24 protein-coding genes are annotated in these 26,659 nt (G+C 72.1%); 11 read left to right on the forward strand and 13 right to left on the reverse strand.

What is annotated here, in order from left to right:
• Nucleotides 1-13: 13 nt before the first annotated feature.
• Nucleotides 14-1,021, forward strand: a complete 1,008-nt coding sequence (locus Cba03nite_RS08305; protein WP_239125562.1) for a 1-phosphofructokinase family hexose kinase — start codon at nucleotides 14-16, stop codon at nucleotides 1,019-1,021.
• Nucleotides 1,018-1,818: a 5'/3'-nucleotidase SurE gene (surE, locus tag Cba03nite_RS08310; protein WP_203743742.1), complete on the forward strand. Its 801-nt coding sequence runs from the start codon at nucleotides 1,018-1,020 to the stop codon at nucleotides 1,816-1,818. The genes Cba03nite_RS08305 and surE overlap by 4 nt, the downstream gene beginning before the upstream one ends.
• Here surE and Cba03nite_RS08315 read toward each other — a convergent pair.
• The 6 genes from Cba03nite_RS08315 to Cba03nite_RS39585 form a co-directional block, all read right to left on the reverse strand.
• Nucleotides 1,787-2,260, reverse strand: coding sequence for a hypothetical protein (locus Cba03nite_RS08315; RefSeq protein WP_203743744.1), 474 nt, complete (start codon nucleotides 2,258-2,260; stop codon nucleotides 1,787-1,789). The two genes, surE and Cba03nite_RS08315, sit on opposite strands and share 32 nt — an antisense overlap.
• 46 nt (nucleotides 2,261-2,306) lie before the next feature.
• The gene (locus tag Cba03nite_RS08320; protein WP_203743746.1) at nucleotides 2,307-2,615 is read right to left on the reverse strand and encodes a DUF6582 domain-containing protein; all 309 of its coding nucleotides are present in this window, start codon (nucleotides 2,613-2,615) and stop codon (nucleotides 2,307-2,309) included.
• Between the two features lie 58 nt (nucleotides 2,616-2,673).
• Nucleotides 2,674-4,881 (reverse strand): xanthine dehydrogenase family protein molybdopterin-binding subunit, encoded by a 2,208-nt coding sequence (locus tag Cba03nite_RS08325; RefSeq protein ID WP_203743748.1) that lies wholly within the window; start codon nucleotides 4,879-4,881, stop codon nucleotides 2,674-2,676.
• The gene (locus Cba03nite_RS08330; protein WP_203743750.1) at nucleotides 4,878-5,873 is read right to left on the reverse strand and encodes an FAD binding domain-containing protein; all 996 of its coding nucleotides are present in this window, start codon (nucleotides 5,871-5,873) and stop codon (nucleotides 4,878-4,880) included. Before Cba03nite_RS08330 ends, Cba03nite_RS08325 begins: the two co-directional genes overlap by 4 nt.
• Nucleotides 5,873-6,403: a (2Fe-2S)-binding protein gene (locus Cba03nite_RS08335; RefSeq protein WP_203743753.1), complete on the reverse strand. Its 531-nt coding sequence runs from the start codon at nucleotides 6,401-6,403 to the stop codon at nucleotides 5,873-5,875. Before Cba03nite_RS08335 ends, Cba03nite_RS08330 begins: the two co-directional genes overlap by 1 nt.
• Before the next feature lie 130 nt (nucleotides 6,404-6,533).
• Nucleotides 6,534-7,241: a GNAT family N-acetyltransferase gene (locus tag Cba03nite_RS39585; RefSeq protein ID WP_239125563.1), complete on the reverse strand. Its 708-nt coding sequence runs from the start codon at nucleotides 7,239-7,241 to the stop codon at nucleotides 6,534-6,536.
• 192 nt (nucleotides 7,242-7,433) lie between these two features.
• Between Cba03nite_RS39585 and Cba03nite_RS08345 the strand changes: the two genes are divergently transcribed.
• Nucleotides 7,434-7,820 (forward strand): DUF2267 domain-containing protein, encoded by a 387-nt coding sequence (locus Cba03nite_RS08345; protein WP_203743755.1) that lies wholly within the window; start codon nucleotides 7,434-7,436, stop codon nucleotides 7,818-7,820.
• On the opposite strand, the gene Cba03nite_RS08350 is transcribed toward Cba03nite_RS08345, so the two are convergent.
• Entirely contained in the window at nucleotides 7,817-8,575 is a 759-nt protein-coding gene (locus tag Cba03nite_RS08350) for a hypothetical protein (protein ID WP_203743757.1), read from the reverse strand. The two genes, Cba03nite_RS08345 and Cba03nite_RS08350, sit on opposite strands and share 4 nt — an antisense overlap.
• Nucleotides 8,576-8,705: 130 nt before the next feature.
• Between Cba03nite_RS08350 and zwf the strand changes: the two genes are divergently transcribed.
• From zwf to Cba03nite_RS08380, 6 genes are read left to right on the forward strand one after another with little or no spacing between them, the layout of a single operon-like run.
• Entirely contained in the window at nucleotides 8,706-10,127 is a 1,422-nt protein-coding gene (gene zwf / locus Cba03nite_RS08355) for a glucose-6-phosphate dehydrogenase (protein WP_203743758.1), read from the forward strand.
• Nucleotides 10,124-12,013, forward strand: a complete 1,890-nt coding sequence (locus tag Cba03nite_RS08360) for a glycoside hydrolase family 15 protein (RefSeq protein ID WP_203743760.1) — start codon at nucleotides 10,124-10,126, stop codon at nucleotides 12,011-12,013. The genes zwf and Cba03nite_RS08360 overlap by 4 nt, the downstream gene beginning before the upstream one ends.
• On the forward strand, nucleotides 12,013-13,608 hold the full coding sequence (locus tag Cba03nite_RS08365) for a GMC oxidoreductase (protein ID WP_203743762.1): 1,596 nt from the start codon (nucleotides 12,013-12,015) through the stop codon (nucleotides 13,606-13,608). The genes Cba03nite_RS08360 and Cba03nite_RS08365 overlap by 1 nt, the downstream gene beginning before the upstream one ends.
• Entirely contained in the window at nucleotides 13,605-13,979 is a 375-nt protein-coding gene (locus Cba03nite_RS08370; protein WP_203743764.1) for an SCP2 sterol-binding domain-containing protein, read from the forward strand. Before Cba03nite_RS08365 ends, Cba03nite_RS08370 begins: the two co-directional genes overlap by 4 nt.
• Entirely contained in the window at nucleotides 13,979-16,102 is a 2,124-nt protein-coding gene (locus tag Cba03nite_RS08375) for an amylo-alpha-1,6-glucosidase (RefSeq protein ID WP_203744151.1), read from the forward strand. The genes Cba03nite_RS08370 and Cba03nite_RS08375 overlap by 1 nt, the downstream gene beginning before the upstream one ends.
• Entirely contained in the window at nucleotides 16,099-17,274 is a 1,176-nt protein-coding gene (locus Cba03nite_RS08380) for an MFS transporter (RefSeq protein WP_203743766.1), read from the forward strand. The genes Cba03nite_RS08375 and Cba03nite_RS08380 overlap by 4 nt, the downstream gene beginning before the upstream one ends.
• Nucleotides 17,275-17,329: 55 nt before the next feature.
• Here Cba03nite_RS08380 and Cba03nite_RS08385 read toward each other — a convergent pair whose 3' ends face one another.
• The 3 genes from Cba03nite_RS08385 to Cba03nite_RS08395 all read right to left on the reverse strand — a co-directional run bounded on the left by Cba03nite_RS08385 (nucleotide 17,330) and on the right by Cba03nite_RS08395 (nucleotide 20,310).
• Entirely contained in the window at nucleotides 17,330-18,379 is a 1,050-nt protein-coding gene (locus tag Cba03nite_RS08385) for a cytochrome d ubiquinol oxidase subunit II (RefSeq protein ID WP_203743768.1), read from the reverse strand.
• A complete protein-coding gene (locus Cba03nite_RS08390; RefSeq protein ID WP_203743770.1) occupies nucleotides 18,376-19,791 on the reverse strand; it encodes a cytochrome ubiquinol oxidase subunit I in 1,416 nt (471 codons plus the stop codon). Before Cba03nite_RS08390 ends, Cba03nite_RS08385 begins: the two co-directional genes overlap by 4 nt.
• A gap of 201 nt (nucleotides 19,792-19,992) precedes the next feature.
• Nucleotides 19,993-20,310 carry a hypothetical protein gene (locus Cba03nite_RS08395; RefSeq protein WP_203743772.1) on the reverse strand — a complete coding sequence of 106 codons (318 nt, stop codon included), beginning with the start codon at nucleotides 20,308-20,310 and terminating at the stop codon, nucleotides 19,993-19,995.
• Between the two features lie 294 nt (nucleotides 20,311-20,604).
• Here Cba03nite_RS08395 and Cba03nite_RS08400 point away from each other — a divergent pair, with 294 nt between their 5' ends.
• On the forward strand, nucleotides 20,605-21,732 hold the full coding sequence (locus Cba03nite_RS08400) for a coiled-coil domain-containing protein (protein WP_203743774.1): 1,128 nt from the start codon (nucleotides 20,605-20,607) through the stop codon (nucleotides 21,730-21,732).
• Nucleotides 21,733-21,938: 206 nt separating this feature from the next.
• Here the strand turns inward: Cba03nite_RS08400 and Cba03nite_RS08405 are convergent, their stop codons facing one another.
• Together Cba03nite_RS08405 and Cba03nite_RS08410 are read right to left on the reverse strand one after the other, a co-directional pair.
• Complete coding sequence (locus tag Cba03nite_RS08405; RefSeq protein WP_203743776.1) at nucleotides 21,939-23,237, reverse strand: NAD(P)/FAD-dependent oxidoreductase; 1,299 nt, start codon at nucleotides 23,235-23,237, stop codon at nucleotides 21,939-21,941.
• A 91-nt stretch (nucleotides 23,238-23,328) separates the two neighbouring features.
• Nucleotides 23,329-24,273 (reverse strand): DUF389 domain-containing protein, encoded by a 945-nt coding sequence (locus tag Cba03nite_RS08410; protein ID WP_203743778.1) that lies wholly within the window; start codon nucleotides 24,271-24,273, stop codon nucleotides 23,329-23,331.
• Between the two features lie 127 nt (nucleotides 24,274-24,400).
• On the opposite strand from Cba03nite_RS08410, the gene Cba03nite_RS08415 reads away from it, so the two are divergent.
• Nucleotides 24,401-26,293, forward strand: a complete 1,893-nt coding sequence (locus Cba03nite_RS08415) for a glycoside hydrolase family 15 protein (protein ID WP_203743780.1) — start codon at nucleotides 24,401-24,403, stop codon at nucleotides 26,291-26,293.
• 39 nt (nucleotides 26,294-26,332) lie between these two features.
• On the opposite strand, the gene Cba03nite_RS08420 is transcribed toward Cba03nite_RS08415, so the two are convergent.
• Entirely contained in the window at nucleotides 26,333-26,530 is a 198-nt protein-coding gene (locus Cba03nite_RS08420) for a DUF397 domain-containing protein (RefSeq protein WP_203743782.1), read from the reverse strand.
• Nucleotides 26,531-26,659 lie beyond the last annotated feature (129 nt).

The following is a 26,659-nucleotide window of genomic DNA, read 5'->3' on the forward strand; positions in this document are numbered from 1 at the left end:
GTAAGCGACGATCATGCCGGAATCCGTCATGGTGTTCGCACCGTCCCCGCAGCTCACCGTCACCGTCGAGCAGGTCGGCGACGACGAGCAGGAGATCCACCTGCACGCGGGCGGGCAGGGCGTCTGGGTCGCCCGCATGATCAAATCCTTGGGTGTACGCGCCGTGCTGTGCTCCGCCTTCGGCGACGAGACCGGCCGCGTGGTGCGCAACCTCATCCTCGACGAGGGCCTGGAGCTGGGCGCGGTAGACGTCTCCGCCCGCAACGGCGCCTACGTGCACGACCGCCGCGACGGGCAGCGCCGCGAGGTCGCCGAGGCCCCCGGGCGGCCGCTGAGCCGCCACGAGCAGGACGAGCTCTACAACGTCGCGCTCGCCGAGGGCCTGCGCGCGAAGGTCGCGGTGCTTACGGGGGTCGCCGACCCGCAGATCCTGCCCCCCGACGTGTTCCGGCGGCTGGCCGGGGACCTGCGCCGCAACGGCACCACGGTGGTCGCGGACCTGTCCGGCGACTACCTGACCGCGGTCCTGGAGGGCGGCGTCGACGTGCTCAAGGTCTCCCACGAGGAGCTGCTGCGCGACGGCATGGCCCCCGACGACAGCATCCCGTCGCTGGTGTCCGGCCTGTTCAAGCTGCGCGAGGACGGCGCCGCCAACGTGATCCTCAGCCGCGCCGAGCATCCCGCGTTCGTCCTCATCGACGGCGAGGTCAACCAGGTCGAGCTGCCCCGCCTGGAGCCGGCCGACCACCGCGGAGCGGGCGACTCGATGACCGCCGGCGTCGCCGCGACACTGGCCCGCGGCGGCGACCTGGCCGAGGCGGTGCGCACCGGCGCCGCCGCGGGCGCCCTCAACGTGACCCGGCACGGCCTGGGCACCGGCCGCGCCGACGTCATCGCCCAGTTCACCACCCGGGTCGAGCTGACCCCGGTGCCCGGCGGCGGGGCCGTGCCCCCGCCCGAGCCCGACCGTTCCGGCCACATGTCCCCCGAGCAGCTCGCGGAGAAGGTGACGCACGCATGACCCGGGTCCTGATCACCAACGACGACGGCATCGAATCGCCCGGCCTGCACCGCCTGGCCCTGGCCGCACACCAGGGCGGCTTCGACGTGGTGGTGGCCGCCCCGGCCCGTGACTCCAGCGGCGCCAGCGCCGCCGTCAGCGCCGTCGCGCAGGACGGCCGCATCGTCGTCGAGGAGCGCCACCTGCCCGGCGTGGACGGCGTGCCCGCGTACGCCGTCACCGGCACCCCGGCGCTGGCCGCGCTGATCGCCACCCGCGGCGCGTTCGGCGACCCGCCCGACGTGGTCCTGTCCGGCATCAACCGGGGCGCCAACGCGGGCCCGGCCGTGCTGCACTCCGGCACCGTCGGCGCGGCGCTGACCGGCGCCACCTACGGCTGCCACGGCCTGGCCGTGTCGCTGGACCTGGCCGACGGCGACCTGACCGACGACGACCGGCACTGGGACACCGCCGCCGCGTACGCCGTGTCGCTGCTGCCCCTGCTGGCGGACCTGCCGCACTCGACCGTGCTGAACCTCAACGTGCCCGACCTGCCCGCGGGCAAGGTGCGAGGGCTGTGCCGGGCCCGGTTCGGCCGGTTCGGCCAGGTGCAGATGCGCATCGCCGAGCGCGGCACCGGCTTCGTGCGCACCGCGCTGGAGGACACCGGCGCCCGCCTGGAACCCGGCACGGACATGGCGCTGCTCGCCGACGGCTACGCCACGGTGACCCCGCTGCAGCCGCTCGGCGAGGCCGACGTCGAGCTGCCCGAGCTGCCCGAGCCGGTCAATGCGGCGCGGTCAGCGCCGGCAGCGTGATCAGAGCGCCGAAGCCGCAGCAGCACACGACGCCGACCACGGCCAGCGTCACCACCATGATCAGGTAGTTGGACCACATGGCGAACGTGGCGGCGTCGTTGCCCTGCCCGTCGAGGACCCGGTTGCGCCACACCTGGAAGTCGAACGCCCGGGTCTGGGCCTCGCCGGGCTGCACGGCCACCGCCGTCTTCATGATCGGCACACCCATGAAGTCGGTGAGCCGCACGTCGTAGCTGCCGGCGGGCAGCGCCACGTGCCAGGTGCCCTCACCGGCGAACGGCACCTCCCGCCCGCCGACGCGCAGCCGCGCCGTGGAAGCGGCCGACACCAGGTACGGCCCGCGGTTGACGGTGAACACCAGCACACCGCAGCCCGGCGGCGCGACGATCGGCACCGGGTACGCGGTGAACGGGACGATGGCGCCTGGGGGGACGGGCAGCATGCGGGCGATCCTGCCAGAGCGGATCGATCCGCGCTCGCCCCTGCGGTCAGTGCGCCGGGTTCTGGGTGTGCGGGCGGCGGCCCAGCTGGTGCCAGTGCGTCTCGGCGACGTCGACGCCGAAGTGCCGGGCCGCGGCCTGGATGTTGGCGAACGCCAGGTCGCGCTGGTCGTCGCTGACGCCCTTGACCTGGTCGAAGCGGGCCAGCGCGTTACGCACGTGCTCGGCGTCGGTCAGCGGCAGCTTGTGCTTGGCCGGGAACGCGAACACGGTCTCGGGCAGCCGGTTCTTGTCCGCGGTGCTCAGCTCGCCCTCGACCTCGTGCGGCCGCCAGGTGGTCTGCGTGTTGGTCGCCATGCCCGTTTCGTACCCACCGGCCCGGCCGGGGCAAACAGTGCCCTGGCCGGGCCGGTGCTCACATCATCAGCTGGTCGACGGTGATCGGCAGGGCGCGCAGGCGGCGGCCGGTGGCGTGGAAGACCGCGTTGCCGATCGCGGCCGGTACGCCTACCAGGCCGATCTCCCCCGCGCCCTTGGTCCCGGCCGGGCTGAACCGGTCGGGCCCGCCCGCGAACAGCACCTCGATGTCGGGCACGTCCGCGCACGAGGCGATCAGGTAGTCGCCGAACGTGCCGTTGGCGACCCGCCCGGTGTCCGGGTCGGTGACGGTCTCCTCGAACAGTGCCATGCCGATGCCGCCGACGGTCCCGCCGATGATCTGGCTGCGGGCCAGTTTCGGGTTCAGCACCCGCCCGCAGTCGGTGACGGTGACGATGCGCCGCACCCGCAGCCGCCCGATCATCGGGTCGATCGCGACCTCGGCGAACCGGGCCCCGAACCCGCCCGCCTGGTGCATCCCCGTCTCGGCGGAGTCGGGCAGCCGGGTGTGGCCCTCGGCCGACAGCTGCGTCAGCTCCCCGTCGGCGAGCAGCTGCGCGAACGACGTGCTCGCCGACGGGTCGGCGGTGCGGCACAGGCCGCCGTCGCGGCAGGTGACCTCGTCCGGGCTCGCGCCGCGCAGCGGCGAGTCCGGCCCGGCCAGGCCGAGCAGCGAGCCGCGCAGGTTCGCGGCGGCGTCCTGCAGCGCCGCCGACAGCGACGAGGCCAGCCCGGAGCCGCCGGACTGGGCGGCGTCGGGCAGGTCGCTGTCGCCCAGCTGCAGGTCGATCTGCCGGGGCGAAAGCCCCAGCAGGTCCGCCGCGACCTGGGTCAGGACCGTGTACGTGCCGGTGCCGATGTCGGTCCCGGCGGTGCGCACCGCGGCGGTGCCGTCGGCGTACACGGTGATCCGGGCGGTGGACACGGGCAGGTACGCGCCGTAGAACGCGGTGGCCATGCCCCAGCCGACGAGCAGGTGCCCGTCGCGGGTGGCCGAGGGCCGCGGGTCGCGCCGCGCCCACCCGAACACCTCCGCGCCGACCTCGCAGCACTCGGTCAGGGCGTTGCTGGACCAGGGCAGGCCGCTGCCCGGGTGCCTGTCTGCGGAGATGTTGCGCAGCCGCAGCTCCAGCGGATCCATGCCCAGCTCGTAGGCGAGCTCGTCCATGGCGGTCTCGATCGCCCAGTTGCCCTCGGCCTCGCCGGGGCCGCGCATCGCCGACGGGTAGCGGCGGTTGAGCCGCACGGTCCGCTCGACGGTGGCCACGTTCGGGCACGCGTACACCTGCCCGGTCGCGGCGGTGAGCAGCCCCAGCGCGGGCTTGTCGAGCGAGGCCAGGGACACGGCCCGGTGCTCGATCGCGGTGAGCGTGCCGTCGTGGCGGGCGGCCAGGCGGACCTGGTGCTCGGTGTCGGGCCGGTGCCCGACCAGCTTGAACATCTGCGGCCGGGTCAGCATCAGCTTCACCGGGCGGCCCAGCGCGCGGGCGGCGCCCGCGGCGAGCATCTTGTACGGCCACGGGATGAGCCCGGCCCCGAACCCGCCGCCCAGGTACGGGGCGTGCACCCGTACCCCCGACTCGGGGACGCCGAACATCGCGGCGAGGGTCTTGCGGACGTTGACCGGCCACTGCGTCGAGTCGTGGAAGTCCAGGTGGTCGCCGTCCCACGCGGCGACGGCGCCCATCAGCCCGAGCGGGTTGTTGACGTTCTCCGCCGTGGTGTACGCCGCCCCGACGCGCACGTCGGCCAGGGCCCACCCGGCCTCGGTGTCGCCGCGGCGCGTGTCGGGCAGGTACGGCAGCGGCTCGGCGACACCGTGCGCGGGGTCGAGCAGCGCCGCCTCGGGCGCGTACGTGATCTCGATGAGCCGCGCTGCCTCGGCGGCCTGCTGGATCGTGTCGGCGACGACGAGGGCGACCTCCTGGCCGTGGAACGCGACCCGGCCGTCCTGCAGCGGCGCGGGCGGCGCCTCCCCGAACGCGACCTGCGGCCCGGCGTTCAGGCGCGGGAAGTTCTCGTGCGTGAACACGGCCCGCACCCCGGGCAGGGTCAGCAGCGCGCTCGTGTCGACCTTCGTCACCGACCCGGCCGCGATGGTCGCGGTGACCACCATCGCGTGAAGCATCCCGGGCAGCGTCACGTCACCGGAGTAGGGCGCGGTGCCGGTGACCTTGTGCGGCCCGTCGACCCGGTCGACGCCCTGCCCGACCCAGCCTGCGGGGCGTGCCTGTACGGCGGTCATGAGTTCGCCTCCGTCGTCATCGCCAGCAGCTGCCTGGTCAGCGTCGCCACCGCCAGGTCGACCTTGAACGCGGTCCCGGGCAGGGTGTACGCCCCGGCGACGGTGGCCCGCCCGGCCTGCTCGAACCGGACCGGGTCGACGTGCGTGCCGCGCAGCATCTGTTCGGCCTGCCGGGCCCGCCACGGCACCGACCCGACGCCGCCGAGCGCGATACGGACGTCGGCGATCAGGTCGCCGTCCATGAGCACCGCGACCGCGGCCGAGCACAGCGCGAACTCGTACGACGCCCGGTCGCGGACCTTCAGGTAGCCCGAGCGCCACCCGGCGGGCAGCAGCGGCACGTCCACGGCGGTGACCAGCTCGCCGTGGGTGAGCACGTGCTCGATCGACGGGCCCTCGTCGGCGCGGACCCAGAACTCGGTCAGCGGGATGTGCCGCTGCTGCCCGCCGGGGCCGGCGACCAGGGCCTGCGCGTCGACGGCGACGAGCGGCACGGCCACGTCGGAGGCGTGCAGAGCCACGCAGCGTTCGTCGACGCCGAGGATGGCGTGCATCCGGGCGGTGTTGTCGACGGCCGCGCAGCCGGAGTCGGGGCTGCGCCGGTTGCACGCGGCCACGCTCGGGTCGCGGAAGTAGCGGCAGCGGGTGCGCTGCAGCAGGTTCCCGCCGATGGTGGCCATGTTGCGCAGCTGGGTCGACGCCCCGGCCAGCAGCGCCTCGCGCACCATCAGCAGCCGCTCGGTCACGGCGGGTTCGGCGGCGAGCTGCTCCATCGTGGTGAGCGCGCCGACGCGCATGAGCTGTCCCTCGACCATGATCCCGCGCAGCGGCAGCCGGGTGATGTCGACCAGCCGGTCCGGGGTCCACACCCCGTCCTTCATCAGGTCGAGCTGGGTGGTGCCGCCGGCCAGGAACGCCGCCTGCGGGTCGGCGGCGACCGCGGCGACGGCCTGCTCGACGTCGGCGGGCCGCTCGTAGACGAACGCGCGCATCACGCACCGTCCTCGGCCTGCTGCGCGGCTACGTCGCGGATCGCGGCGACGATGTTGTCGTACGCCCCGCACCGGCACAGGTTGCCCGACATGTACTCGCGGATGTCGGCGTCGCTGCGGGTGCGGCCGGGCTCGCGCAGCAGGCACGCGGCGGACATGAGCTGCCCGGGGGTGCAGAAGCCGCACTGGAACGCGTCGTGGCGCAGGAACGCCTCCTGCAGCGGGTGCAGGCCCAGTTCCCCGGCGAGGCCTTCGACGGTGGTGACGGTGCGCCCGTCGGCCTGCGCGGCGAGCATCAGGCACGACAGCACCCGGTTGCCGTCGACGTGCACCGTGCACGCGCCGCAGGCGCCCTGGTCGCAGCCGCGTTTGGTGCCGGTGAGCCCGGCCGTGTCACGCAGCGCCTCCAGCAGGGTGGTGCGGGTGTCGACGCGCCACTGCTGCGGGACGCCGTTGACGACGGTGAGGATGTCGACGACGTACTGATCCTGCGCCGATGGGGCACGTGCGGTCGTTCGGGTGGTTTTCATCGGGCGCCTCCGGCCGCGGCCCGGTCGCCGCGAGCCGTCTGCCCTGGGGCGACCGGCACTGTGTATGGGACACCTCAGGATGCCATCGCCGGGTGTGGCGTGCCGCGCGTTCGGCGAAACCCGCAGCGGCTCAGCCGGCCCGGAAGTACCAGGTCGCGGTGGACACGGTGGTGAAGCCGAGCGCCGTGTACAGGGGCCGGCCGGCCTCGGTGGCGACGAGGGTCGCGGTGCGCCGCGGGTGCGCGGCGAGCATCGCCGTGAGCAGGGCCCGGGCGAGCCCGGCGCGCCGGTGTTCGGGCAGGGTGGCCAGGGAGTACACGCCGAGCGCGGTGCCGTCGTCGAACGTGTAGCCGGCCGCGGCCGGGGTGCCGTCGCGGTGGGCCAGCCACGCCCGCCAGCCGGGGGCGTGCAGCAGTTCGGGTGACAGTGCCCGCCCGGCGGTCCACGGCTGCAGGTGCGGGTACGGGAACCCGTCGACGATGACCCGCTCGGCCGTGGCGAGGGTGTCCGGGCCGGTGACGGGCGCGACGCTGATCCCGTCGCGCCGCCCTGCGGGCAGCGGCCGCGGGGACCGGTTCATGACAGGCATGCGCCGCACCATGACGTCGGGCAGCTGCTGGGGCGCGGCGAGCCCGTACGGGTCTTCGAGGGTCATCCGCCCGGCGGGCAGCGCGGCGACGATCGCGGCGATCGACGGCGCGCCCAGCGGCCGGCGCAGCACGATCCGCAGCGCGCCGTACGCGGTGAACCCGGCGTAGCGGGGGTCGGCGGGCAGCGGCGTCCCGGCGGCGTGCCACATGCCCGCGGCGTTGGCGGCGTACAGCCCGGCTCCCTCCATCCGCGCGATCCTACGAGGCTCCACACCGGATCGCCGCCCGCCCGGGGTGGTGATCACGGTGGCGGGGTGGTGACACGCCGCCGACCACGCCCACAAGTTCATGATCAACTGAATACGGGCGGGTTTGGGGGGCATGTGGCTTTAGGGTGGGGTTGGTCCACCTGTCGGGGAAGCTAGTTTGGGAGGGGACGTATGGGGGACAAGCAGTTCTTCCGCAAGGTCGCCGAGCTGTCGGGGCTGACCGTCGAGGAGGCGGCCGACACGACGCGGGCCACGCTGGAGTGCCTGGGCAGCCGGCTGAGCAACGGCGAGCGCCGCTACCTGGTCGAGCACCTGCACGAGGGGTTACGCGACGCGGTGCCGGTGGACGGCAACGGCCGGATGCAGTGCTTCGGGCTGCCCGAGCTGCTGCGGCGGGTGCACGAGCGCACGGGCCTCAACGAGCGCGACACCGAGTCGGGGGTGCGGGGGGTGCTGACGGCGCTGCGGGAGGACATGGGCGCCGAGGCGTTCGACCACGTGATGCAGCAGGTGCCCAACGAGTTCCGGGCGATGGCCCGGGTCCGGGCCGCGGCCTAGGGCCGGTGGTAGGCCACCAGCCTGGTGCGGTCGCCGTCCCCTGGGGCCTGCGACTGCACCAGGCCCACCCCGGGCGCGTACCAGTGCTCGATGCGCGCGCCGGGGAACAGCCGTGAGCTCTCCTCGACGGTGATCACGCCGTCGTAGGCGCCGGCGGGGACGCTGACGTGCTGCCCGGTGCCGAGCACCCGCGCGGTGTCCTCGGCGCGGCCGGGGGCGTACGCGATCCGCCACCGCTGCCCGGTGGCCGGTGCGGCGGGCATGGCGATGCCGGGCTGGGCGCCGTCGCGGCCGGCCTCCCACCGGTCGACGCCGGTGAGCACGCCCTCCACGTAGTCGCGGCCGGCCTGGCCGAGCAGCCACACGTTGCCGTCGCGGTCCTGGGCGTACCAGGCGGTCGCGTCACGCAGGACGCCCCCGCCGGAGTCGGTGGTGACCGTGCGCACCGGCACGGTGTCGATGCCGATGATGCGGCGGGCGCCGGTCCCGGCGGTGATCTCGGTACGCACGTCGCCGTCGACGCCGGAGGCGGTGTAGTTCCAGCGCGACCCGGCCGCCAGCGGCAGGTACGGGTTGTCGACACGGCTGCTGAACCCCGCCGGATCCAGGTGCACGGGCTGGTCGCCCTGCGGCAGCGGCGACGGCGCCGGGGTCGGCGCGGGCGTGGGCGCGGCGGCCGGGACGGCGGGGGCCGGGCCGAGGAACAGGCCCGCGGTCAGGGCCAGGGCGAGGGTGAGCGGCTGCAGACGGGCCACGGGCTCATCGTCGCAGCCGGCCGGCGGCCGATATGCGCGTTCAGCCGTATCACACCCGGATAAGTCCCGATATTGGAAGGATGAGCGGCGTGAGCCGACACGGCGAGCCCACCACATCCTGGAGCACACCATGACCGCACCGGCCGCGCCCGCGCCCGCGGACGTGTTCATCATCTTCGGCATCACCGGTGACCTGGCCAAGGTGATGACGTTCCGCTCGCTGTACCGGCTCGAGCGGCGCGGCCTGCTGACCTGCCCGATCATCGGCGTCGCCGCCGACGACTGGACCCTCGACAAGCTGCGCGAACACGCCAAGGCGTGCATCGAGGGCACCGGCGAGCCGCTCGACCCGCAGGTGTTCGACCGGTTCGCGGCGCGCCTGTCGTACGTGTCGGGCGACTTCACCGACGACGGCCTCTACGGCCGCGTCGCCGCCGCCGCGAAAGGCGCCGCGACGCCCGTGTCGTACCTGGAGATCCCGCCGTCGCTGTTCGCGACCGTCATCAAGGGCCTGTCCGAGGCGGGGCTGACCCGCGGCGGGCGGGTGGTGGTGGAGAAGCCGTTCGGCCACGACCTGGCCTCGGCCCGCGCCCTCGCCGCAGACCTGCACCAGTACCTGGACGAGTCGCAGCTGTTCCGCATCGACCACTTCCTCGGCAAGATGGGCACCGAGGAGCTGGTGTTCCTGCGGTTCGCCAACCGGATGCTGGAACCGGTGTGGAACCGCGACCACGTCGACAACGTGCAGATCACCATGGCCGAGGACTTCGGCGTGGCCGACCGCGGCCACTTCTACGACCCGGTCGGCGCGCTGCGTGACGTCGTCGTCAACCACCTCATGCAGGTCCTGGCCGGCGGCGCGATGGAACCACCCGCCGGGCGGCACCCCGACGCGGTCAAAAACGCCCAGTTCGCCCTCTGGAGCGCGGTGCTCGACGCCGACCCGGCCCAGTACGTGCGCGGCCAGTACGACGGCTACCAGGACATCAGCGGCGTCGCGAAGGGCTCCACCACCGAGACCTACGCCGCCCTGCGCCTGGAGATCGACAACTGGCGCTGGTCGGGAGTGCCGTTCTTCATCCGCACCGGCAAGTGCCTGCCCGTGACCCAGACCGAGTTCCGGGTCGTGTTCAAGCAGCCGCCGCGGCTGGGCCTGCCCGCGTTCGCGGGCCTGACACCGGAACCGGACCAGTTCGTCATCAAACTCGACCCGGCCACCGGCGCCCGGCTGCGCCTGAACGCCAAACGCGCCGACACCGACTTCGTCGGCCCGATCACCATGGACATGGAGTTCGCCGCCGAAGGCGGCGAAGGCCCCACCCCATACGAGGTGCTGCTGCACGCGGCCCTGATCGGCGACGCCAACCGGTTCACCCGCCAGGACGGCGTCGAGGAGACGTGGCGCATCATGCAGCCGCTGCTGGACCACCCGTCACCGGTCGAACCGTACGCACCGGGCACGTGGGGCCCGGCCGGGGCGGACAAGCTCGTCGCCGGGCACGGCTGGCGCGGCCCCTGGATCGCCGACCCCCCACCCGGGGCCGGGTCGTGAGCACCGGACACGACGGGCCCGGCCGGTTCTCCTCCGCCGCGCCGTCACCGTTCCCGCCCATCGAGGAGTACGCGTACCTGTCCGACTGCCACACCGGCGCGCTGCTCGCCCCGGACGGGTCCGTCGACTGGCTGTGCGTGCCCCGCTTCGACGCGCCGTCGATCTTCGGCAGCCTCCTCGACCGGGAGGCGGGCACGTTCCGGCTCGGCCCCGACAACATCGACCACCCGACCAGCCGCCACTACACGCCCGGCACGAACGTCCTCGAGACGACCTGGCGCACCAAATCCGGGTGGCTGCTGGTCCGTGACGCCCTCGTCATCGGCCCCGCCCCACCCGACGACGAGATCAACCCGCACACCCGCCCACCCGTCGACGACGACGCCCACCACCTGCTCGTCCGCACCGCACACTGCCTCGAAGGCACCGTCGCGGTCCAGCTGATCTGCGAACCCGTGTTCGGCTACGGCCACACCCCCGCCGAATGGACCATGACCGGCCCGCAACGGCACGCCGCCGACGCCACCGGCGCCGGCCTGACCGTACGCCTGGCCACCGACCTCACCCTCGGCATCGAAGGCGGCCGGGTCCGGGCCCGGCACCTGCTGTCCACCGGCGAACACGCGTGGTGCGCCCTGTCCTGGGCCGCCGGGCTGGCCGTACCCGCCGACGGCGACCACGCCCGCGCCCTCGTCGACACGACCTGCCGGTACTGGCGCACCTGGCTCGCCCAGGCCCGCATCCCCGACCACCGCTGGCGCGACCCGCTGCAACGCTCCGCCCTGGCCATCAAAGGCCTCACCTACGTCCCCACCGGCGCCACCGTCGCCGCCCCCACCACGTCCCTGCCCGAAACCCCCGGCGGGGCCCGCAACTGGGACTACCGCTACACGTGGATGCGCGACACCACCTTCACCCTGCGCGCCCTGCACTGGCTCGACCTCGACTGGGAAGCCGAGGAGTTCATGCAGTTCATCGCCGACGTGCAACCCACCGAAGACGGCTCGCTGCAGATCATGTACGGCATCGACGGCCGCCGCGAACTCACCGAGACCGAACTGCCCGACCTGTCCGGCTACGCCGGCGCCCGACCCGTCCGGGTCGGCAACGCCGCCTACTCCCAGCGCCAGAACGACGTCTACGGCGCCGTCCTCGACTCGATCCTGCTGCACACCCGCCGCAGCCAGCGCCTGCCCCGCCGCCTGTGGCCCCTCGTCGTGTCCCAGGCCGAAGCCGCCACCCGCATCTGGACCCAACCCGACCAGGGCATCTGGGAAGCCCGCGGCGAACCCCGCCACTACGTGTCCAGCAAGCTCATGTGCTGGGTGGCGCTGGACCGGGCCGCGAAACTCGCCGTCCTGCGCGGCGACGCCGACCGCGCCCCCACCTGGGCACACACCGCCGAACAGATCCGCGACGACATCCTCACCCACGGCGTCACCACCGACGGGGTCCTGCGCCAGCACTACGACACCGACGCCCTCGACGCCTCCACCCTGCTCGCCGCGAACTTCCGGTTCCTGCCCGGCGACGACAAACGCCTCGCCGCGACCGTCAACGCCATCGCCGAAGACCTCACCGAGAACGGGTTCGTGCTGCGCTACCGCACCGACCAGACCGACGACGGCCAGCACGGCAAGGAAGGCACCTTCCTCATCTGCTCGTTCTGGCTCGTATCCGCCCTGGCCCACATCGGCGAACTGCAACGCGCCCGCGACCTCATGGAACGGCTCCTGCGCGTCAAATCCCCCCTGGGCCTGTACGCCGAGGAATACGACGCCCACACCGGACGCCACCTCGGCAACTTCCCCCAGGCGTTCTCACACCTGGCGCTCATCGGAGCCGCCGAATCGATCATCCTCGCGGAACGGACAGGAGAGCTGTGATGGAAGCCTACGACGTCATCATCATCGGCACCGGCGCCGGAGGCGGCACCCTCGCCCGCTACCTCGCCCCGTCCGGCAAGCGCATCCTGCTGCTCGAACGCGGCGACTACCTGCCCCGCGAAATCGCCAACTGGGACACCGCCGAAGTGTTCATCGACAACCGCTACATCTCCCCCGACACCTGGTACGACCGCGCCGGCAAGGCATTCCAGCCGCAGGTCCACTACTACGTCGGCGGCGCCACCAAACTCTACGGCGCCGCCCTCTACCGGCTGCGCCGCGAAGACTTCGGCGCCATCCAGCACCACGACGGCCTGTCCCCCGCCTGGCCCATCACCTACGAGGAGATGGAGCCCTGGTACACCATGGCCGAACAGCTCTACGAAGTCCACGGCAACCGCGGCGAAGACCCCACCGAACCGCCCGCCTCCGCGCCCTACCCCTACCCGGCGCTACGCCACGAACCCCGCATCCAGCAACTGTCCGACGACCTCACCGCCGCCGGCTACCACCCGTTCCACGCCCCCTGCGGCGTACGCCTCAACGAAGCCGACATCAACAACAGCATCTGCATCCGCTGCGCCCGCTGCGACGGCTTCCCCTGCCCCCTGCACGCCAAATCCGACGCCGAAACGCTCGCCGTACGCCCCGCGCTCACCGCACCCAACGTCACCATGCTCACCCACGCCCACGTCGTACGCCTGGAGACCAACCCCGAAGGCACCGCCGTCACACAGGTCATCGTCGACCACGAAGGCCACGAGGAACGCTACTCGGCCGCCATCGTCGCCGTCGCCGCCGGCGCCGCCAACACCGCCAAACTCCTGCTCATGTCCGCCACCGACCGCCACCCACGCGGCCTCGCCAACGGCTCCGACCAGGTCGGCCGCAACTACATGTACCACCTGTCCCAGGCCGTGCTCGCCCTGTCCCGCGAACCCAACGACACCGTCTTCCAGAAGACCCTCGGCCTCAACGACTTCTACTTCCGCGGCCCCGGCTTCGACTACCCCATGGGCAACATCCAGATGATCGGCAAATCCGCGCCCGACATGTACCGCGGCGAGAAACCCCTCGCGACGAAACTCGCCCCGTCATGGGCCCTGGCCGACGTCGCCCGGCACGCCGTCGACTTCTGGCTGTCCACCGAAGACCTGCCCGTACCCGGCAACCGCGTCACCGTCGCCCGCGACGGCAACATCATCCTCGACTACACACCCAGCAACCCCACCGCCGCCAAACAGCTCTACCACCAGCTCAAATCCATGCTCAAGACGATGCGGCTACACGAAGACCACCTCATCCACCGCTTCGCCTACATGAAGAGCGACATCCCCATCGCCGGCGTCGCCCACCAGGCCGGCACCTGCCGCATGGGCACCGACCCCGCCACATCAGTCCTCGACGCCAACTGCAAAACCCACGAACTCGACAACCTGTACGTCGTCGACACCAGCTGCTTCCCCAGCATCGGCGCCGTCAACCCCGCCCTGACCGCCATGGCCAACGCCCTGCGCGTCGGCGACCACCTCATGCACCGCCTCGGCGCCACCTTCCCGGCCGCCGCCACCACCGCACCCGGCGCCGCCCGATGAACCACGACCCCACCGCCGAATACTTCACCGGCCTCGCCGAACACGGCCGCTACCCGCTGCTGCGCGCCACCACCGGCACCATCCGCTTCGACCTCACCGGCAACGGCGGCCGCGGCGAACACTGGCGCGTCACCATCAACCGCGGCCACGTCGACGTCAGCCGCGGCGAACAACCCGCCGACTGCGTCGTCAAAGTCGACAAGAAACTCTTCGACGGCATCGTCACCGGCCAGGTCAACACCATGGCCGCCATGCTCCGCGGCCAGGTCGACGTCGACGGCGACCTGCACCTCATCACCATGCTGCAACGGCTGTTCCCCGGCGGAAGACCGCCAATGCCCGAACCCGCCGCCAGGAGGCACCCCAGATGATCCCCGCACCGACGGTCAGCACCCTGGACGGCAACACGTTCGTCGTCAGCGACACCGCCGGCGACATCGACGCCTCACCCACCGAACCCAACGGCCTGTTCTCCTGGGACACCCGCTACCTGTCCCGCTGGATCCTCACCGTCAACGGCAGCCGCCTACGGCCCCTGTCCACCGACGACCTGCACTACTTCGAAACCCGGTTCTTCCTCGTCCCCGGCACCGGCACCGTCTACGTCGACGCCACCTACTCCGTCATCCGCCAGCGCGCCGTCGTCGACGGCTTCCGCGAAACCCTCACCATCCTCAACCACGCCGACAACCCCATCGACCTCACCGTACGCATCGACGCCGGCGCCGACTTCGCCGACCTGTTCGAAGTCAAAGACCACCTCAAAAAGAAAGGCAAGTACTACACCCGCGTCGACCACCGGCTCCTGCTCGGCTACGAACGCGACACCTACCGCCGCGAAACCCTCATCTCCACCACCAGCCCCGCCGACCTCGACGACGACGGCCTCACCTACACCGTCCACCTCGACCCCCACACCAGCTGGACCACCGAGATCCAGGTCGAGACCTCACTGTGGGGCTGGGCCGCCAACCAGGCCGCCCACCACCGCATCACCAGCGACGAAGACACCGCCCACACCCGCCGCGACATGGAAACCGAACTCCAGCGCTGGCTGGAAGAAGCACCCAAACTCGAATGCGACTGGGAACCCCTCAAACACACCTACCGCCGCAGCCTCACCGACCTCGCCGCCCTGCGCTTCGCCCCCATGACCGCCGGCAAACGCAGCCTGCCCGCCGCCGGCCTGCCCTGGTTCATGACCATGTTCGGCCGCGACAGCATCCTCACCAGCCTCCAAGCCCTGCCCTTCGTACCCTCCCTCGCCGCCACCACCCTCGCCGAACTCGGCGCCCGCCAAGGCAGCCGCATCGACGACTTCCGCGACGAAGACCCCGGCAAAATCCTCCACGAAATGCGCTACGGCGAACTCACCGCCTTCGAAGAACGACCCCACTCCCCCTACTACGGCTCCGCCGACGCCACCCCACTGTTCATCACCCTGCTCGACGAATACGAACGCTGGAGCGGCGACACCCGGCTCGCCGCCGACCTCGAATTCGAAGCCCGCGCCGCCATCAACTGGATCGACCAATACGCCGACCTGCGCGGCGACGGCTACATCTGGTACCAGACCCGCAACCCCGAAACCGGCCTCGAAAACCAGTGCTGGAAAGACTCCTGGGACTCCATCTCCTACCACGACGGCACCCTGCCCGGCTTCCCCCGCGCCACCTGCGAACTACAGGGCTACGCCTACGACGCCAAACGCCGCGCCGCCCGCCTCGCCCGCGACGTCTGGAAAGACCCCTCCTGGGCCGCCCAACTCGAAAAACAAGCCGCCGACCTCAAAGCCCGCTTCAACCGCGACTTCTGGATCGAAGACCAGAAGTACTACGCCCTCGCCCTCGACGCCGACGGCAACAAAGTCGACGCCCTCGGCTCCAACATCGGCCACCTCCTCTGGAGCGGCATCGTCGAACGCACCCGCGCCAAACACATCGTCGACCACCTCCTCGGCCCCCGCCTCTACTCCGGCTGGGGCATCCGCACCCTCGCCGAAGGCGAAGCCCGCTACAACCCCGTCGGCTACCACGTCGGCACCGTCTGGCCCTTCGACAACAGCTTCATCGCCTGGGGACTACGCCGCTACGGCTACAAGAAAGAAGCCGCCCGCGTCGCCGCCGGCATCCTCGACGCCGCCGAATACTTCAACGGCCGCCTACCCGAAGCCTTCTGCGGCTACGAACGCACCGTCACCAAATACCCCGTCCCCTACCCCACCGCCTGCAGCCCACAAGCCTGGTCCACCGGCACCCCACTCCTGCTCCTCGGCACCATGCTCGGCCTGCAAGCCGTCGGACCACACCTCGTCGTCGACCCCGCCCTGCCCATGGGCATCGGCCACCTCGCCCTGCTCGACGTACCCGGCCGCTGGGGACACCGCGACGCCTACGGCCGCGGCCGCTTCCAGATCCGCGCCGAAGACCGCCGCAAACTCCGCCCCCAGCTCTCCCCACTCGAAACCGTCGTCAACCGCCGCGAGCAACGATGACGACCCGCACCGAAACCACCGCCGTCAACACCGCCGGCGTCATCCAGGGCATCGTCCTCGTCACCATCCCCGCCGCCAGCACCATCCTCACCAACCCCGACCACTACGGCCTCAGCAGCTCCCAATACGGCACCATGTTCGCCCCACAGGTCATCGCCGCCATCGCCACCAGCCTCGCCGGCGCCGGCCTCGCCCGCCGCCACGGCACCCGGCCCCTCTATCTCACCGGCCTGCTCTGCTCCCTCATCTCCATGCTCCTGCTACTCGCCAGCGCCGCCGTCCAGCACCAGCCCACCGCATACCCGCTGCTGCTCGCCGCCACCGCGTTCCTCGGCGCCGGCTTCGGCCTCACCGTCCCCACCCTCAACACCCTCACCGCCGCCTTCCACCCCGCCAACGTCGACAAAGCCGTCCTCATCCTCAACGCCCTCCTCGGCCTCGGCACCGCCCTCGCCCCCGTCTTCGTCGCCCTCTTCGTCGGCCTCGGCTACTGGTGGGGACTACCCGTCCTGTCCACCCTCCTGCTCACCGCACTCCTGCTCGTCAGCCTCCGCCTGCCCCTGCAAGCCCAGACCACCGCCGAACCCACCACCGGCCACCACGGCCTGCCCGCCAGATACTGGGTCTACGCAGCCTTCGCCCTCCTCTACGGCATCTGCGAAACCCTCAACGGCAACTGGGCCCAGCTCGACATGACCCGCAGCCTCGCCGCCGGCACCACCCTCGCCGCCCTCGCCCTCACCGCCTTCTGGGCCATGGTCACCGCAGGCCGCCTCCTCTTCGCCGCCATCACCCGCTGGCTACCCGCCCGCACCACCTACCACCTGCTGCCCTTCGCCCTCGCCGGCGTCTTCGCGATCATCACCGCACTACCCGCCGGAGCCGGCGTCCAGGGCGTGCTCGCCTTCGGCGCCGCCGGACTCTGCTGCTCCGCCCTGCTCCCCCTCACCATCAGCTTCGGCCAGCACGAACTCACCGCATACAGCACCGCCGTCGCCGGCGGCGTCATCGCCTTCTACCAGCTCGGCTACGGCATCGCCGCCTTCGGCGCAGGACCCCTGCTCGACGCCGGCACCCCCATCTCCCGCCTCTACACCATCGGCGCCGTCATCGCCCTCGCCATGGGCCTGCTCTCCTTCGCCGTCGCCCACCGCCGCCAAGCCGCCACATGACGAAACTCCCGCCACGTCGCCGCACGACATGACGGGAGCAACCCAGCACAGCGGCTCACGGCCTCAGGTCGCCCGGCTCACCCGCCTCCAGCGACGTCAGCGGATCCTCACCCAGCTCGCCGCGCTGATCCAGGACGTACAGCGTGACCAGCGCCGGGACCAGGGTCACCAGCGCCACCCCGAACCACGCCAGCATCCACTTCTGCGTGATGGCCGCTCCCGCACCATCCGCGATGGTCAGCCCGAACGGCAGCAGGTACGGGTACTGCGCCACCCCCCACGCCCAGACCAGCGCCGCCACCCCGCCCGCCGCCAGCAGCCGCAACCCGCGCACCCCGCCCCGCGCCGCCCGCATGAACGTCAGCGCCAGCAGCACCGCCCCCGCCACCAGCAGCACCCCGCCTCGCGTCGTGAACCGGTCGAACATCTCCGGCGAATCACCCCGCAGCGCGACCAGCGCACCGATCCCGCACAGCAGCGCCACCACCCCCGTCCACAGCGCCCGCCGCCGGAAGTACTCCCGCAGCACCGGCAGCCCTCGCCGATGCGCCTCCGCGATCAGATACACCGCCGCCAGGAACGCACCCATCGCCACCGCGAGCAGCCCCACCAGGATCGACGTCGGATTCCACCAGCTCGTCACCTCGTTACCGGCCGCGTTGCCCGGCGGCACCCGGCCCGCGATGATCCCGCCCAGCGCCGCACCCAGGCAGAACGGCGTCAGCACCGCCCCCAGCCCGAACAGCACCCCCGCCACGTGCCGCCGCCCCGCCCGCGCCGCATCCTTACGCAACGCGAAGTTCGCCCCCCGCAGCACGATCCCCAGCGCCGCCAGCATCAGCGGGATGTACAGCGTCGTCATCGCCGACGCGAACGCCGTCCCGAACGCCGTCCACGTCAGCACCAGCAGGTACACCAGCCACACATGGTTGGCCTCCCACACCGGCGTGATCACCGCGTCGATCATCGAACGCACCGCCGCGCCGCGCTCGCGGCCGCCCGCCCACAGGTCCCAGAACCCGGCGCCGTAGTCGGCCAGCCCCGACCAGGCGTACAGCGTCACGGCCAGCACGACCAGCACCGCCACCGCGTCCGCGGCGGTCACGACGGTGCCTTCTCGCTGCCCGCCGCCTCGACCTCGGGCCGCGGCCCGTACGGCACCGCCTCGTCCACGAAATCGCCCAGGTCGGCCCGCCGCCACCGGCGAGCCATGGCCCGGATCACCGCCACCGTGCCGACCGCCAGCAGCAGATACAGCACCACGACCACCGCGAAGCTGAGCCAGATGCCGTCCGCGCCGGTCACCGCGCTCGACGTGCGCTCGAAGCCGTACACGATCCACGGCTGCCGCCCCACCTCGGTGACGATCCAGCCCGCCTCGATCGCGATGTACGTCAGCACCCCGGCCGACGCGGCCAGCCACAGGAACAGCTTCGACTGCGGAAACTCACGCTTGCGCCAGTAGTGCCAGGCGAACCAGACGACGAACAGCATCAGCAGCGTGGCGATGCCGACCATGACGTCGAACGCCCAGTGCACGATGTTGACGTTGGACGGCCGGTCGGCCGGCGCGACCGCGTCCAGCCCCTGCACATAGGTGTCGGGGCTGTTGCCGGCCAGGATCGAGTTCAGGTCGGGGATGCGCAGCCCGCCGGACACCGTGTTGGTCGCCGAGTCGTACCGGCCGAAGAAGATCTCCGCCTGGTGCGTGCCGGAGTTGGTGACCACCTCCATGGCCGCGAACTTGACCGGCATCTCCTGGAACACCCAGACCGCGATCAGGTCGCCGACCACCATCTGCAGCGGCGTGACGATCGCGGCGACCGTGAACGGGATGAGGAAGCCCAGGCGGTGGTAACGGTCGCGGCGCCCGCGCAGCCAGCCGACCGCGTACACCGACGCCACCGTGAACCCCGCCGCCATGTACGCGGCACACGCGAAGTGCAGGAACTCCCACGGCAGCGCCTTGTTGAAGATCGCGGCGATGGGGTCGATGTCGGTGGGCCAGCCGTTCGGTCCGGGCGTGAACCCGGCCGGGGTGTTCATCCACGAGTTCGCCGCGATGATGGAGAACGCCCCCACCAGCGCGACGAGCGGGATGGGCAGCCCGAGCTTGAAATGTGTCCACGGCCTGAGCCGCTTCCAGCCGTAGATGTAGATCGCGACGAGGATGGCCTCCAGGAAGAAGGCGATGCCCTCGATCGCGAACGGCAGCCCGAACACGTCGCCGTACTTGCCGGTCAGGCCCGGCCAGAGCAGGCCCATCTCGAACGACAGCACCGTGCCGGACACCGCGCCGACCGCGAACGTCACGCCGGCCACGTGCGACCAGCGCCGGGCCAGGGTCAGCGCCGCGCGGTCGCGATGCTTGAGGCCCTTGTACTCGGCGATCAGCATGATCGCGGGCAGCGCCACCCCGAGCGGCACCAGGATGATGTGGAACATCAGTGTGAAGGCCATCTGCGAGCGCGCGGGCAGCAGCTGCGCGGGCTCGGTCGCGGCCAGTAAATCGAGCATGTAGCGCTCCCCGTGCGCTGGACGTCGATTCACCTTAACAACGACAAATCGCCCAAGCCCCGCTCTTCAGTCGGTGAGCCGGGCGAAGCCCGTCCGCATTGGTCTTCTGGGGCGCGGGGGGTCACACCCCGTAAGCCATCCTAGGATTCTGGGATATAGGGCATGGCGTGCTTGTCCGTGCGGTGATGGTGGCTGTCTGGATCAGCCGAGGTGGGCGAATCGCACCCTGGCCGAGCGGACCAGCGAGTGCATCGGCGCGCTAACATCCGGGCGGGTCCGCAGGGCGTCCTCCAGCCTGAACCGCCACTTGCCCGCTTCGACACTGCGTACGTCCGGCCGGACCGCGGCCGCGAGCTGCGTCCGGGTCTGCTCCAGCGGCTGGCGCCAGGCGGACCCGAGCACCGCCGCCAGCTCGTCGGCGAACCACTCGAAGTGCGCGCCGCCGGCTTCCGCCGCGGTGACCAGCATCCTGGCCGCGTCCCAGGCTATCCGTGGCTGGTGCAGCACAGCCGCTTCCATGAGGCCTCCCCGTCGAGGTGCGGTCAGTCTTCAAAGGCTAGTGAGGCCGCAGCCGGATCCACATCCGTCGAAAGGCCAGCCCCTGTTTCGGCCTGGCGCGGCCGGCACCGGGCCAGGGCCTGGAAGGCCAGGCGGTGTGCGAGGGCACCGCCCCTACACCGTCCTAGGAGACTGGTTCTGTGCATTTTCGGGGAAAGCGCACGAACGCCGAGGGTGGGTGCTGCAGTTTCCCCGAAACTGCAGCACGTGCCCCGCACACCAGTTCGAGCCACGAGCCGCTACGCTGCGCAGTTGATGTCCACACCGCACACCGAAGAGACGACCCGGCCCTGCGCGCACTGCGGCAAGCCGGTCGTCCAGCGCGCCTCCGCCGGCCGGCCGTTCCGCTACTGCCGCGACAACGACGGCGCCTGCCAGTCCGCCGCACGTAACAGCCGGCTGCGCCACCGCAACTCCCCCGGGCTCGCGGGGCAGGTCGCGAAGGCGTTCGAGGTGGTCGAGCGGCTGGAGCAGGTCGCCGAGACCCTCACCGAGGCGCTGGAGGCGGAACTCTCCCCCACCGGCGTGGAGCGCCAGCTCGCCGAGGTGCGGGCCGAGGCCGCCGGGCAGGTCGCCACGGCGCACACCGAGCGTGACGAGGCCCGTCACGACGCCGAGCGCGCCGCCCGCCTCGCCCGTGAGGCCGCCGACGCCGCCGAGCGCGCCCGCGCCGACGCCGAGCTGGCCAAGCGCGACGCCGAGGAGCGTGCCGAGGCCGCGATCCGCACCGCCCGTGAGGCCGCCGACAGGGACGTCGCCGCCGCCCGGCAGCACGCCGCGGAGCAGGCCGAACGTGCCGAACGGGCCGATGCCGCGGCGGCCGGGTCCGCGCGCGCCGCCACCGCGGCGCTGGGCGAACGGGACGCCGCGCGGCGGGATCAGGCCGCCGCTGACGCGCTGCGCGCTGAGGCGTACCGCGACCGTGATGCCACCCGTGCGGCCGCGGACCAGGTCCAGGCGGCCTTCGACCTGGCCCGCGCCGCCGCCGAGGAGGCCGCCCGCGAGGCCGAGGCGTCGAAGGTCGACCTGACCCGCGCCCAGCAGCAGCTCACCGCCGTGCAGGGGGAGCTCTCCGCGGCCCGCGAGGAGCACGCCCAGCAGGCCACTGCCGCTCGCGCGGAGCTGTCAGCCGCGCAGTCCGCCCTGGCCACGGCCGAGACCGGCCGCGCCGCCGCCGAGTCCCTCGCCCAGCAGCGCCAGACCGACGTCACCGTGCTCACCGTGCAACGCGACGCGGCCGTGGCCGAGGCCGCCGCCCTGCGCGCCCGCGTCGACGAGCTGACCGGCCAGGTCGGCCAGCTCGCCGGCACCCTCACCCAGCTCACCGCGAAACTGACCGTCCCTGCCCAGCCCGACCTGAAGCCTGCCGAATCGGCAGCGTGACCCGACCCGGTCCACCAGCCCGGCCAGCCCCGCGACAAGCAGCACCGTCCATGGGCGGCGCCGCCCCCTAGATCGCGCGACTTGCCTGGCACATGGCCGTATCTTGGGCCGGTTTTCGCCCAGGTGCCAGGCAAGTCCGGTGATCAAGGCGGCCGCGCGGCGGACGCGGCGGACGCGGGCACCGGGTCGGGCGGGCGGGATCCGGGTCAGGAGTCCTCGTCCCAGTTGATGGCCGGGGTGTCGATGCGGGTCGGGTCGAGGAGTTTGGCGGAGCGGTGGTTGGGGCGCAGGTAGAACTCCTCGGCCCAGGTGACGTATGAGTGGATCTTCGAGCCCATGTCGCTGAGCAGTTCCAGGTGCACGCCCAGCCAGGCCGCGAACGCGAACCGGCCGTGGATCTCGTGCCGGTGCGGGCCGATCTCGGCGACCGCGGCCTTGGTGCCGATCATGGCCATGATGCCCTTGTCGCGGTAGTGGAACGGCTGCGGCGCCTCGCCCCGGCTCTGCGCGACGATGTTGTCGGCGACCCACCGGCCGGACTGCTGCGCGACGCTGCCGAGCTGCGGCAGCGCCGCCTCGTCGCCGTACGGGATGTTCGCGACGTCGCCGATGGCGTAGACGTGCGGGTGACCGGCGACGCTGAGGTCGGGCTCGACCTGGATGCGCCCGCCGTGCCCGGCGGTCAGGCCGGAGGCGGCGGCGATGTCCGCGGCCTTCTCACCGCCGCCCCAGACCACGAGCCTGGTCTTGATGACCGTGCCGTCGGCGAGGGTGACGGACTCGGGCGTGACCTCCTGCACGCGGGTGCCCAGGTGCAGGAGGACGCCGCGGTGTTTGAGCTGGCGGGCCGCGTAGTCGCCGGATTCGTGGCTGAACGCCGACAGCAGCGTCGGCCCGCCGTCCACCAGGATGATCTGCGCCTCGGCGCACGGCACGTCGTGGTGCACCCCCGGCATCACGTCGTGGACCAGTTCGGCCAGTGCGCCCGAGGTCTCGACCCCGGTGGGGCCGCCGCCGACGATCACGAAGTTCAGCGCACCCTCGTCGACCAGCGCCGGGTTCGCGGCGACGTCCTGAAACACGGTGAGCACCCGGCCGCGGACCCGCAGCGCGTCCTCGACGCTGTACAACGGGAACGCGTGCTCGCGGGCGCCGGGGGTCTCGAAGAAGTTCGGCTGGGCACCGGCGGCGAGGACAAGGTGATCGGCGGTCAGGGTGTCGCCGGAGGCGAGGGTGACCGTCATCGCGCCGGGGTCGATCGCGGTCACGTCGTCCTTGCGCACGTTCACGCTCGGGTGGTGGCGGAAGAGACGGTCCAGGTCGAAGCGCACGTCCTTGGAGGTCAACTCGGCCGTGGCGACCTGGTAGAGCAGCGGCTGGAACTGCTGGAAGCCCGCGCGGTCGATCAGCTCGACCCGCATCCCGGGCTTGCCGGCCAGGCGCTTGGCGCAGGCGACCCCGGCCAGGCCGCCGCCCACGATGACCACGTTCACGTCTGCGCTCATGATGTTCTTCCCCGTGTTCCGGCGGACCGGGCAGGCAATCATTCTCTCCCGCGGCGGGCGAGCCAGAGCCCGAACCGGAGAACCGGGCCGCTCAGCCGCCCGGATGACGCCGGGCGACCCGGGCCCACATGGCGCGCTGCGCGCGCAGCGTCGCGAAGCCCGTGACGATCAGGATCGCGATGTTGAGCAGCAGCTGCACCAGTGAGCCGCCCGCCTGGCCGGGGCTGCCGACGGCGAGCGAGACGCCCACGTCGGCGGCGGCCGGGATGGTGGTGACGGATACGAACACCCCGATCAGCGCGCTGGAGCGGGTGTGCGCCAGCGCGACCACCCCGGCGATGCCGGCCAGCAGCGCCACCGTCACCGAGTAGAAGTCGGGGGTGTAGATCAGGTGGGACACCGGCCGGATGCCCCGCGCGAACGCCTCGGGCACCAGTCCGGCGACGCTGACGAGCAGGGTGAACGCGTAGGCGGCGAGCACCGCCAGGGTGAAGCCCACCGTCAGCGCGAGCATGCCGCGCCCGGCCAGGCGCCGCTCGCCGCGGTCGAGGCCCAGCGCGACGCCGGTGATGGCGCCGTACTCGGGTCCGAGGATCATCGCCGCGACGATGAGGATCTGCGAGTTGGTCAGCAGCCCCACCGCACCGATCACCCCCGCGACGACCAGCAGGAGCAGAAAACTCGGGGTGTACGCGGCGTCGGCGCGGATGCGCGCCTCCACTGCGGCCCAGACGGGCGCGCGGGACAGGCGGCGCGGCAGCCGTGCGGCGACGGCGTCGGTGTGCTCGGACAGGGCCAGCGCGACCGGGTCGGCGGTCAGCGAGCCGTGCCGGTCGACCTCCAGCGCGCGCAGGGTCGCCAGCACCCGGTCGGCGGCCGCCTGCAGCAGGTCGCATTCGAGCAGGTCGCCGGGGGGCTGCTGGATCGCGTCGCGGCGTACCGCCAGGTTGAGCACGCATGGGTCGGCGGCGAGCGCGGCCGCCACGCGGTCGGTGCGGTGCGGTGGGCTGACCAGCCGGAGACGGATCAGGTCCAACCGGGCCTCCGGCCGAAGTCAGCTTGGCGAGTCGCAATGGTCCATAAAATATCACCAAACAGACTCTCGGCCGTGGATCGGGGATGACGAGAATGCGGACCAGGATCAGCTTCCGGCGGGCGTCGTGGTGACCGCGGTCGACACGGCGGCGACGGCGGAGCCGGGCGCCGCGTCGCCCTCGCCGTTCCCGCCGATCGCGCAGTACGCGTTCCTGTCCGACTGCCACACCGGCGCGCTGATCGCACCGGACGGCTCGGTGGACTGGCTGTGCGTGCCGAGCTTCGACTCCCCCAGCGTGTTCGGCAGCCTGCTGGACCGCGAGGCGGGCATGTTCCGGTTCGCGCCGTACGCGATCGCGCACCCGACGGCGCGTGAGTACCGGCCGGGCACCAACGTGCTGGAGACGACCTGGCGCACGCAGGCGGGCTGGCTGCTGGTGACCGACGCGCTGGTCATCGGCCCGCGCGGCACGCCCGACGTGGTCACCCCGCACACCCGGCCGCCGGCCGACAACGACGCCGCGCACCTGCTGGTGCGCACCGCGCTGTGCCTGAAGGGCGAGGTGGAGCTGGAGCTGGTGTGCGAGCCGGTGTTCGACTACGGCCGCAACCCGGCGGTCTGGGTGATGGACCCGGCCGAGCCCTCCACCGCCACCGCCGGCGACGGCAGCCGCGAGCTGCGCATCCGCACCGACCTGCCGCTGGGCGTGGAGGGCAACCGGGTCCGCGCGCGGCGGGTGCTGCGCGCCGGCGACCGGGCGTACTGCGTGCTGTCGTGGGCCGAGGCGGAGGCCGTGCCGCCGGACGGCGAGCAGGCGCACGCCATGATCGAGTCCACCACGGAGTACTGGCGGACCTGGCTGGCCGGGGCGCGGGTGCCCGACCACCGCTGGCGCGAGCCGCTGCAGCGGTCCGCGCTGGTCATCAAGGGGCTGACCTACATGCCGACGGGCGCCACGGTCGCCGCGCTGACCACGTCGCTGCCGGAGACGCCGGGCGGCGAGCGCAACTGGGACTACCGCTTCACCTGGATGCGGGACACCACCTTCACGCTCAAGGCGCTGCACTGGCTGAACCTGGAGTGGGAGGCCGAGGAGTTCATGCAGTTCGTCGCCGACGTCGAACCGACCGAGGACGGCTCGCTGCAGATCATGTACGGCATCGACGGCCGCCGGGAACTGCCCGAGTCGACCCGTGACGAGCTGTCCGGCTACGACGGCGCGCGGCCGGTGCGCATCGGCAACGCCGCGTGGGAGCAGCGCCAGAACGACGTCTACGGCGCCGTGCTCGCCTCGATCCTGCTGCACACCCGGCACAGCAGGCGCCTGCCGCGGCGGCTGTGGCCGATCGTGGTGTCCCAGGCCGAGTGCGCCACCAAGGTGTGGCAGCAGCCGGACCAGGGCATCTGGGAGGCGCGCGGCGAGCCGCAGCACTACGTGTCGTCGAAGCTGATGTGCTGGGTGGCGCTGGACCGGGCCGCGCAGCTGGCCGACATCCGCGGTGACACCGCCCAGGCCGCGAGCTGGCGGGACACGGCCGAACAGATCCGGGCCGACATCCTGGCCCACGGGGTGAGCGAGCGCGGCGTGCTGCGCCAGCACTACGGCACCGACGCGCTGGACGCCTCGACGCTGCTCGCCGCGCTGTTCGGCTTCCTGCCGCCGGACGACCAGCGGCTGCGCGACACGGTCGAGGCGATCGCCGACGAGCTGAGCGAGAACGGGTTCGTGCTGCGCTACCGCACCGACCAGACCGACGACGGCATGAGCGGCAAGGAGGGCACGTTCCTCATCTGCTCGTTCTGGCTGGTGTCGGCGCTGGCGGTGGTCGGTGAGATGGGCCGGGCCCGGGACATGATGGAGCGGCTGCTGAACATCGCCTCGCCGCTGGGCCTGTACGCCGAGGAGTTCGACGTGGACGCCGGGCGGCACCTGGGCAACTTCCCGCAGGCGTTCTCACACCTGGCGCTGATCGAGGCGGCGGGCCGGATCATCCTGTCGGAGCTGCTCCAGGAGCTGTGAGGGACGGGCCCGGCGACATGCGCCGGGCCCGGTGGACGGTCAGTCGAACTCGCCGGCGCGTACGCCGCCGACGAACGCCTGCCACTCCTGCTCGGTGAAGCTCAGCACCGGGCTGTCGGGGTTCTTGGCGTCGCGGACCAGGGCGCCCCCGTCGGTGCGGGCGACCTCGACGCAGCCGCCCTCCGGGTTGCAGCGGGTCGACTTGCGGAAGTGCGGGCTGGCGCGGTGCTCGGACATGATGGCTCCTCTTCCGGGTGGTCGCGGCGCGACTGCGCCGCACCTGTAGGAGGCGCCTGACGGGTGCTGGATACATTCTCGACAGACCCGCCGCGGGTACGGCAGCATCGGTCGCAGTCGACCGGTCCT

Origin of the sequence: Catellatospora bangladeshensis, assembly GCF_016862575.1 — a bacterium.
Taxonomy (GTDB): domain Bacteria; phylum Actinomycetota; class Actinomycetes; order Mycobacteriales; family Micromonosporaceae; genus Catellatospora; species Catellatospora bangladeshensis.

What these genes read in the sequence shown, in the direction of transcription:
- Cba03nite_RS08305 (WP_239125562.1), top strand. Translation starts at nt 14, where the DNA reads ATGCCGGAATCCGTCATGGTGTTCGCACCGTCCCCGCAGCTCACCGTC.
- surE (WP_203743742.1), top strand. Translation starts at nt 1,018, where the DNA reads ATGACCCGGGTCCTGATCACCAACGACGACGGCATCGAATCGCCCGGC.
- Cba03nite_RS08315 (WP_203743744.1), bottom strand. Translation starts at nt 2,260, where the DNA reads ATGCTGCCCGTCCCCCCAGGCGCCATCGTCCCGTTCACCGCGTACCCG.
- Cba03nite_RS08320 (WP_203743746.1), bottom strand. Translation starts at nt 2,615, where the DNA reads ATGGCGACCAACACGCAGACCACCTGGCGGCCGCACGAGGTCGAGGGC.
- Cba03nite_RS08325 (WP_203743748.1), bottom strand. Translation starts at nt 4,881, where the DNA reads ATGACCGCCGTACAGGCACGCCCCGCAGGCTGGGTCGGGCAGGGCGTC.
- Cba03nite_RS08330 (WP_203743750.1), bottom strand. Translation starts at nt 5,873, where the DNA reads ATGCGCGCGTTCGTCTACGAGCGGCCCGCCGACGTCGAGCAGGCCGTC.
- Cba03nite_RS08335 (WP_203743753.1), bottom strand. Translation starts at nt 6,403, where the DNA reads ATGAAAACCACCCGAACGACCGCACGTGCCCCATCGGCGCAGGATCAG.
- Cba03nite_RS39585 (WP_239125563.1), bottom strand. Translation starts at nt 7,241, where the DNA reads ATGGAGGGAGCCGGGCTGTACGCCGCCAACGCCGCGGGCATGTGGCAC.
- Cba03nite_RS08345 (WP_203743755.1), top strand. Translation starts at nt 7,434, where the DNA reads ATGGGGGACAAGCAGTTCTTCCGCAAGGTCGCCGAGCTGTCGGGGCTG.
- zwf (WP_203743758.1), top strand. Translation starts at nt 8,706, where the DNA reads ATGACCGCACCGGCCGCGCCCGCGCCCGCGGACGTGTTCATCATCTTC.
- Cba03nite_RS08365 (WP_203743762.1), top strand. Translation starts at nt 12,013, where the DNA reads ATGGAAGCCTACGACGTCATCATCATCGGCACCGGCGCCGGAGGCGGC.
- Cba03nite_RS08370 (WP_203743764.1), top strand. Translation starts at nt 13,605, where the DNA reads ATGAACCACGACCCCACCGCCGAATACTTCACCGGCCTCGCCGAACAC.
- Cba03nite_RS08380 (WP_203743766.1), top strand. Translation starts at nt 16,099, where the DNA reads ATGACGACCCGCACCGAAACCACCGCCGTCAACACCGCCGGCGTCATC.
- Cba03nite_RS08390 (WP_203743770.1), bottom strand. Translation starts at nt 19,791, where the DNA reads ATGCTCGATTTACTGGCCGCGACCGAGCCCGCGCAGCTGCTGCCCGCG.
- Cba03nite_RS08395 (WP_203743772.1), bottom strand. Translation starts at nt 20,310, where the DNA reads ATGGAAGCGGCTGTGCTGCACCAGCCACGGATAGCCTGGGACGCGGCC.
- Cba03nite_RS08400 (WP_203743774.1), top strand. Translation starts at nt 20,605, where the DNA reads ATGTCCACACCGCACACCGAAGAGACGACCCGGCCCTGCGCGCACTGC.
- Cba03nite_RS08405 (WP_203743776.1), bottom strand. Translation starts at nt 23,237, where the DNA reads ATGAGCGCAGACGTGAACGTGGTCATCGTGGGCGGCGGCCTGGCCGGG.
- Cba03nite_RS08420 (WP_203743782.1), bottom strand. Translation starts at nt 26,530, where the DNA reads ATGTCCGAGCACCGCGCCAGCCCGCACTTCCGCAAGTCGACCCGCTGC.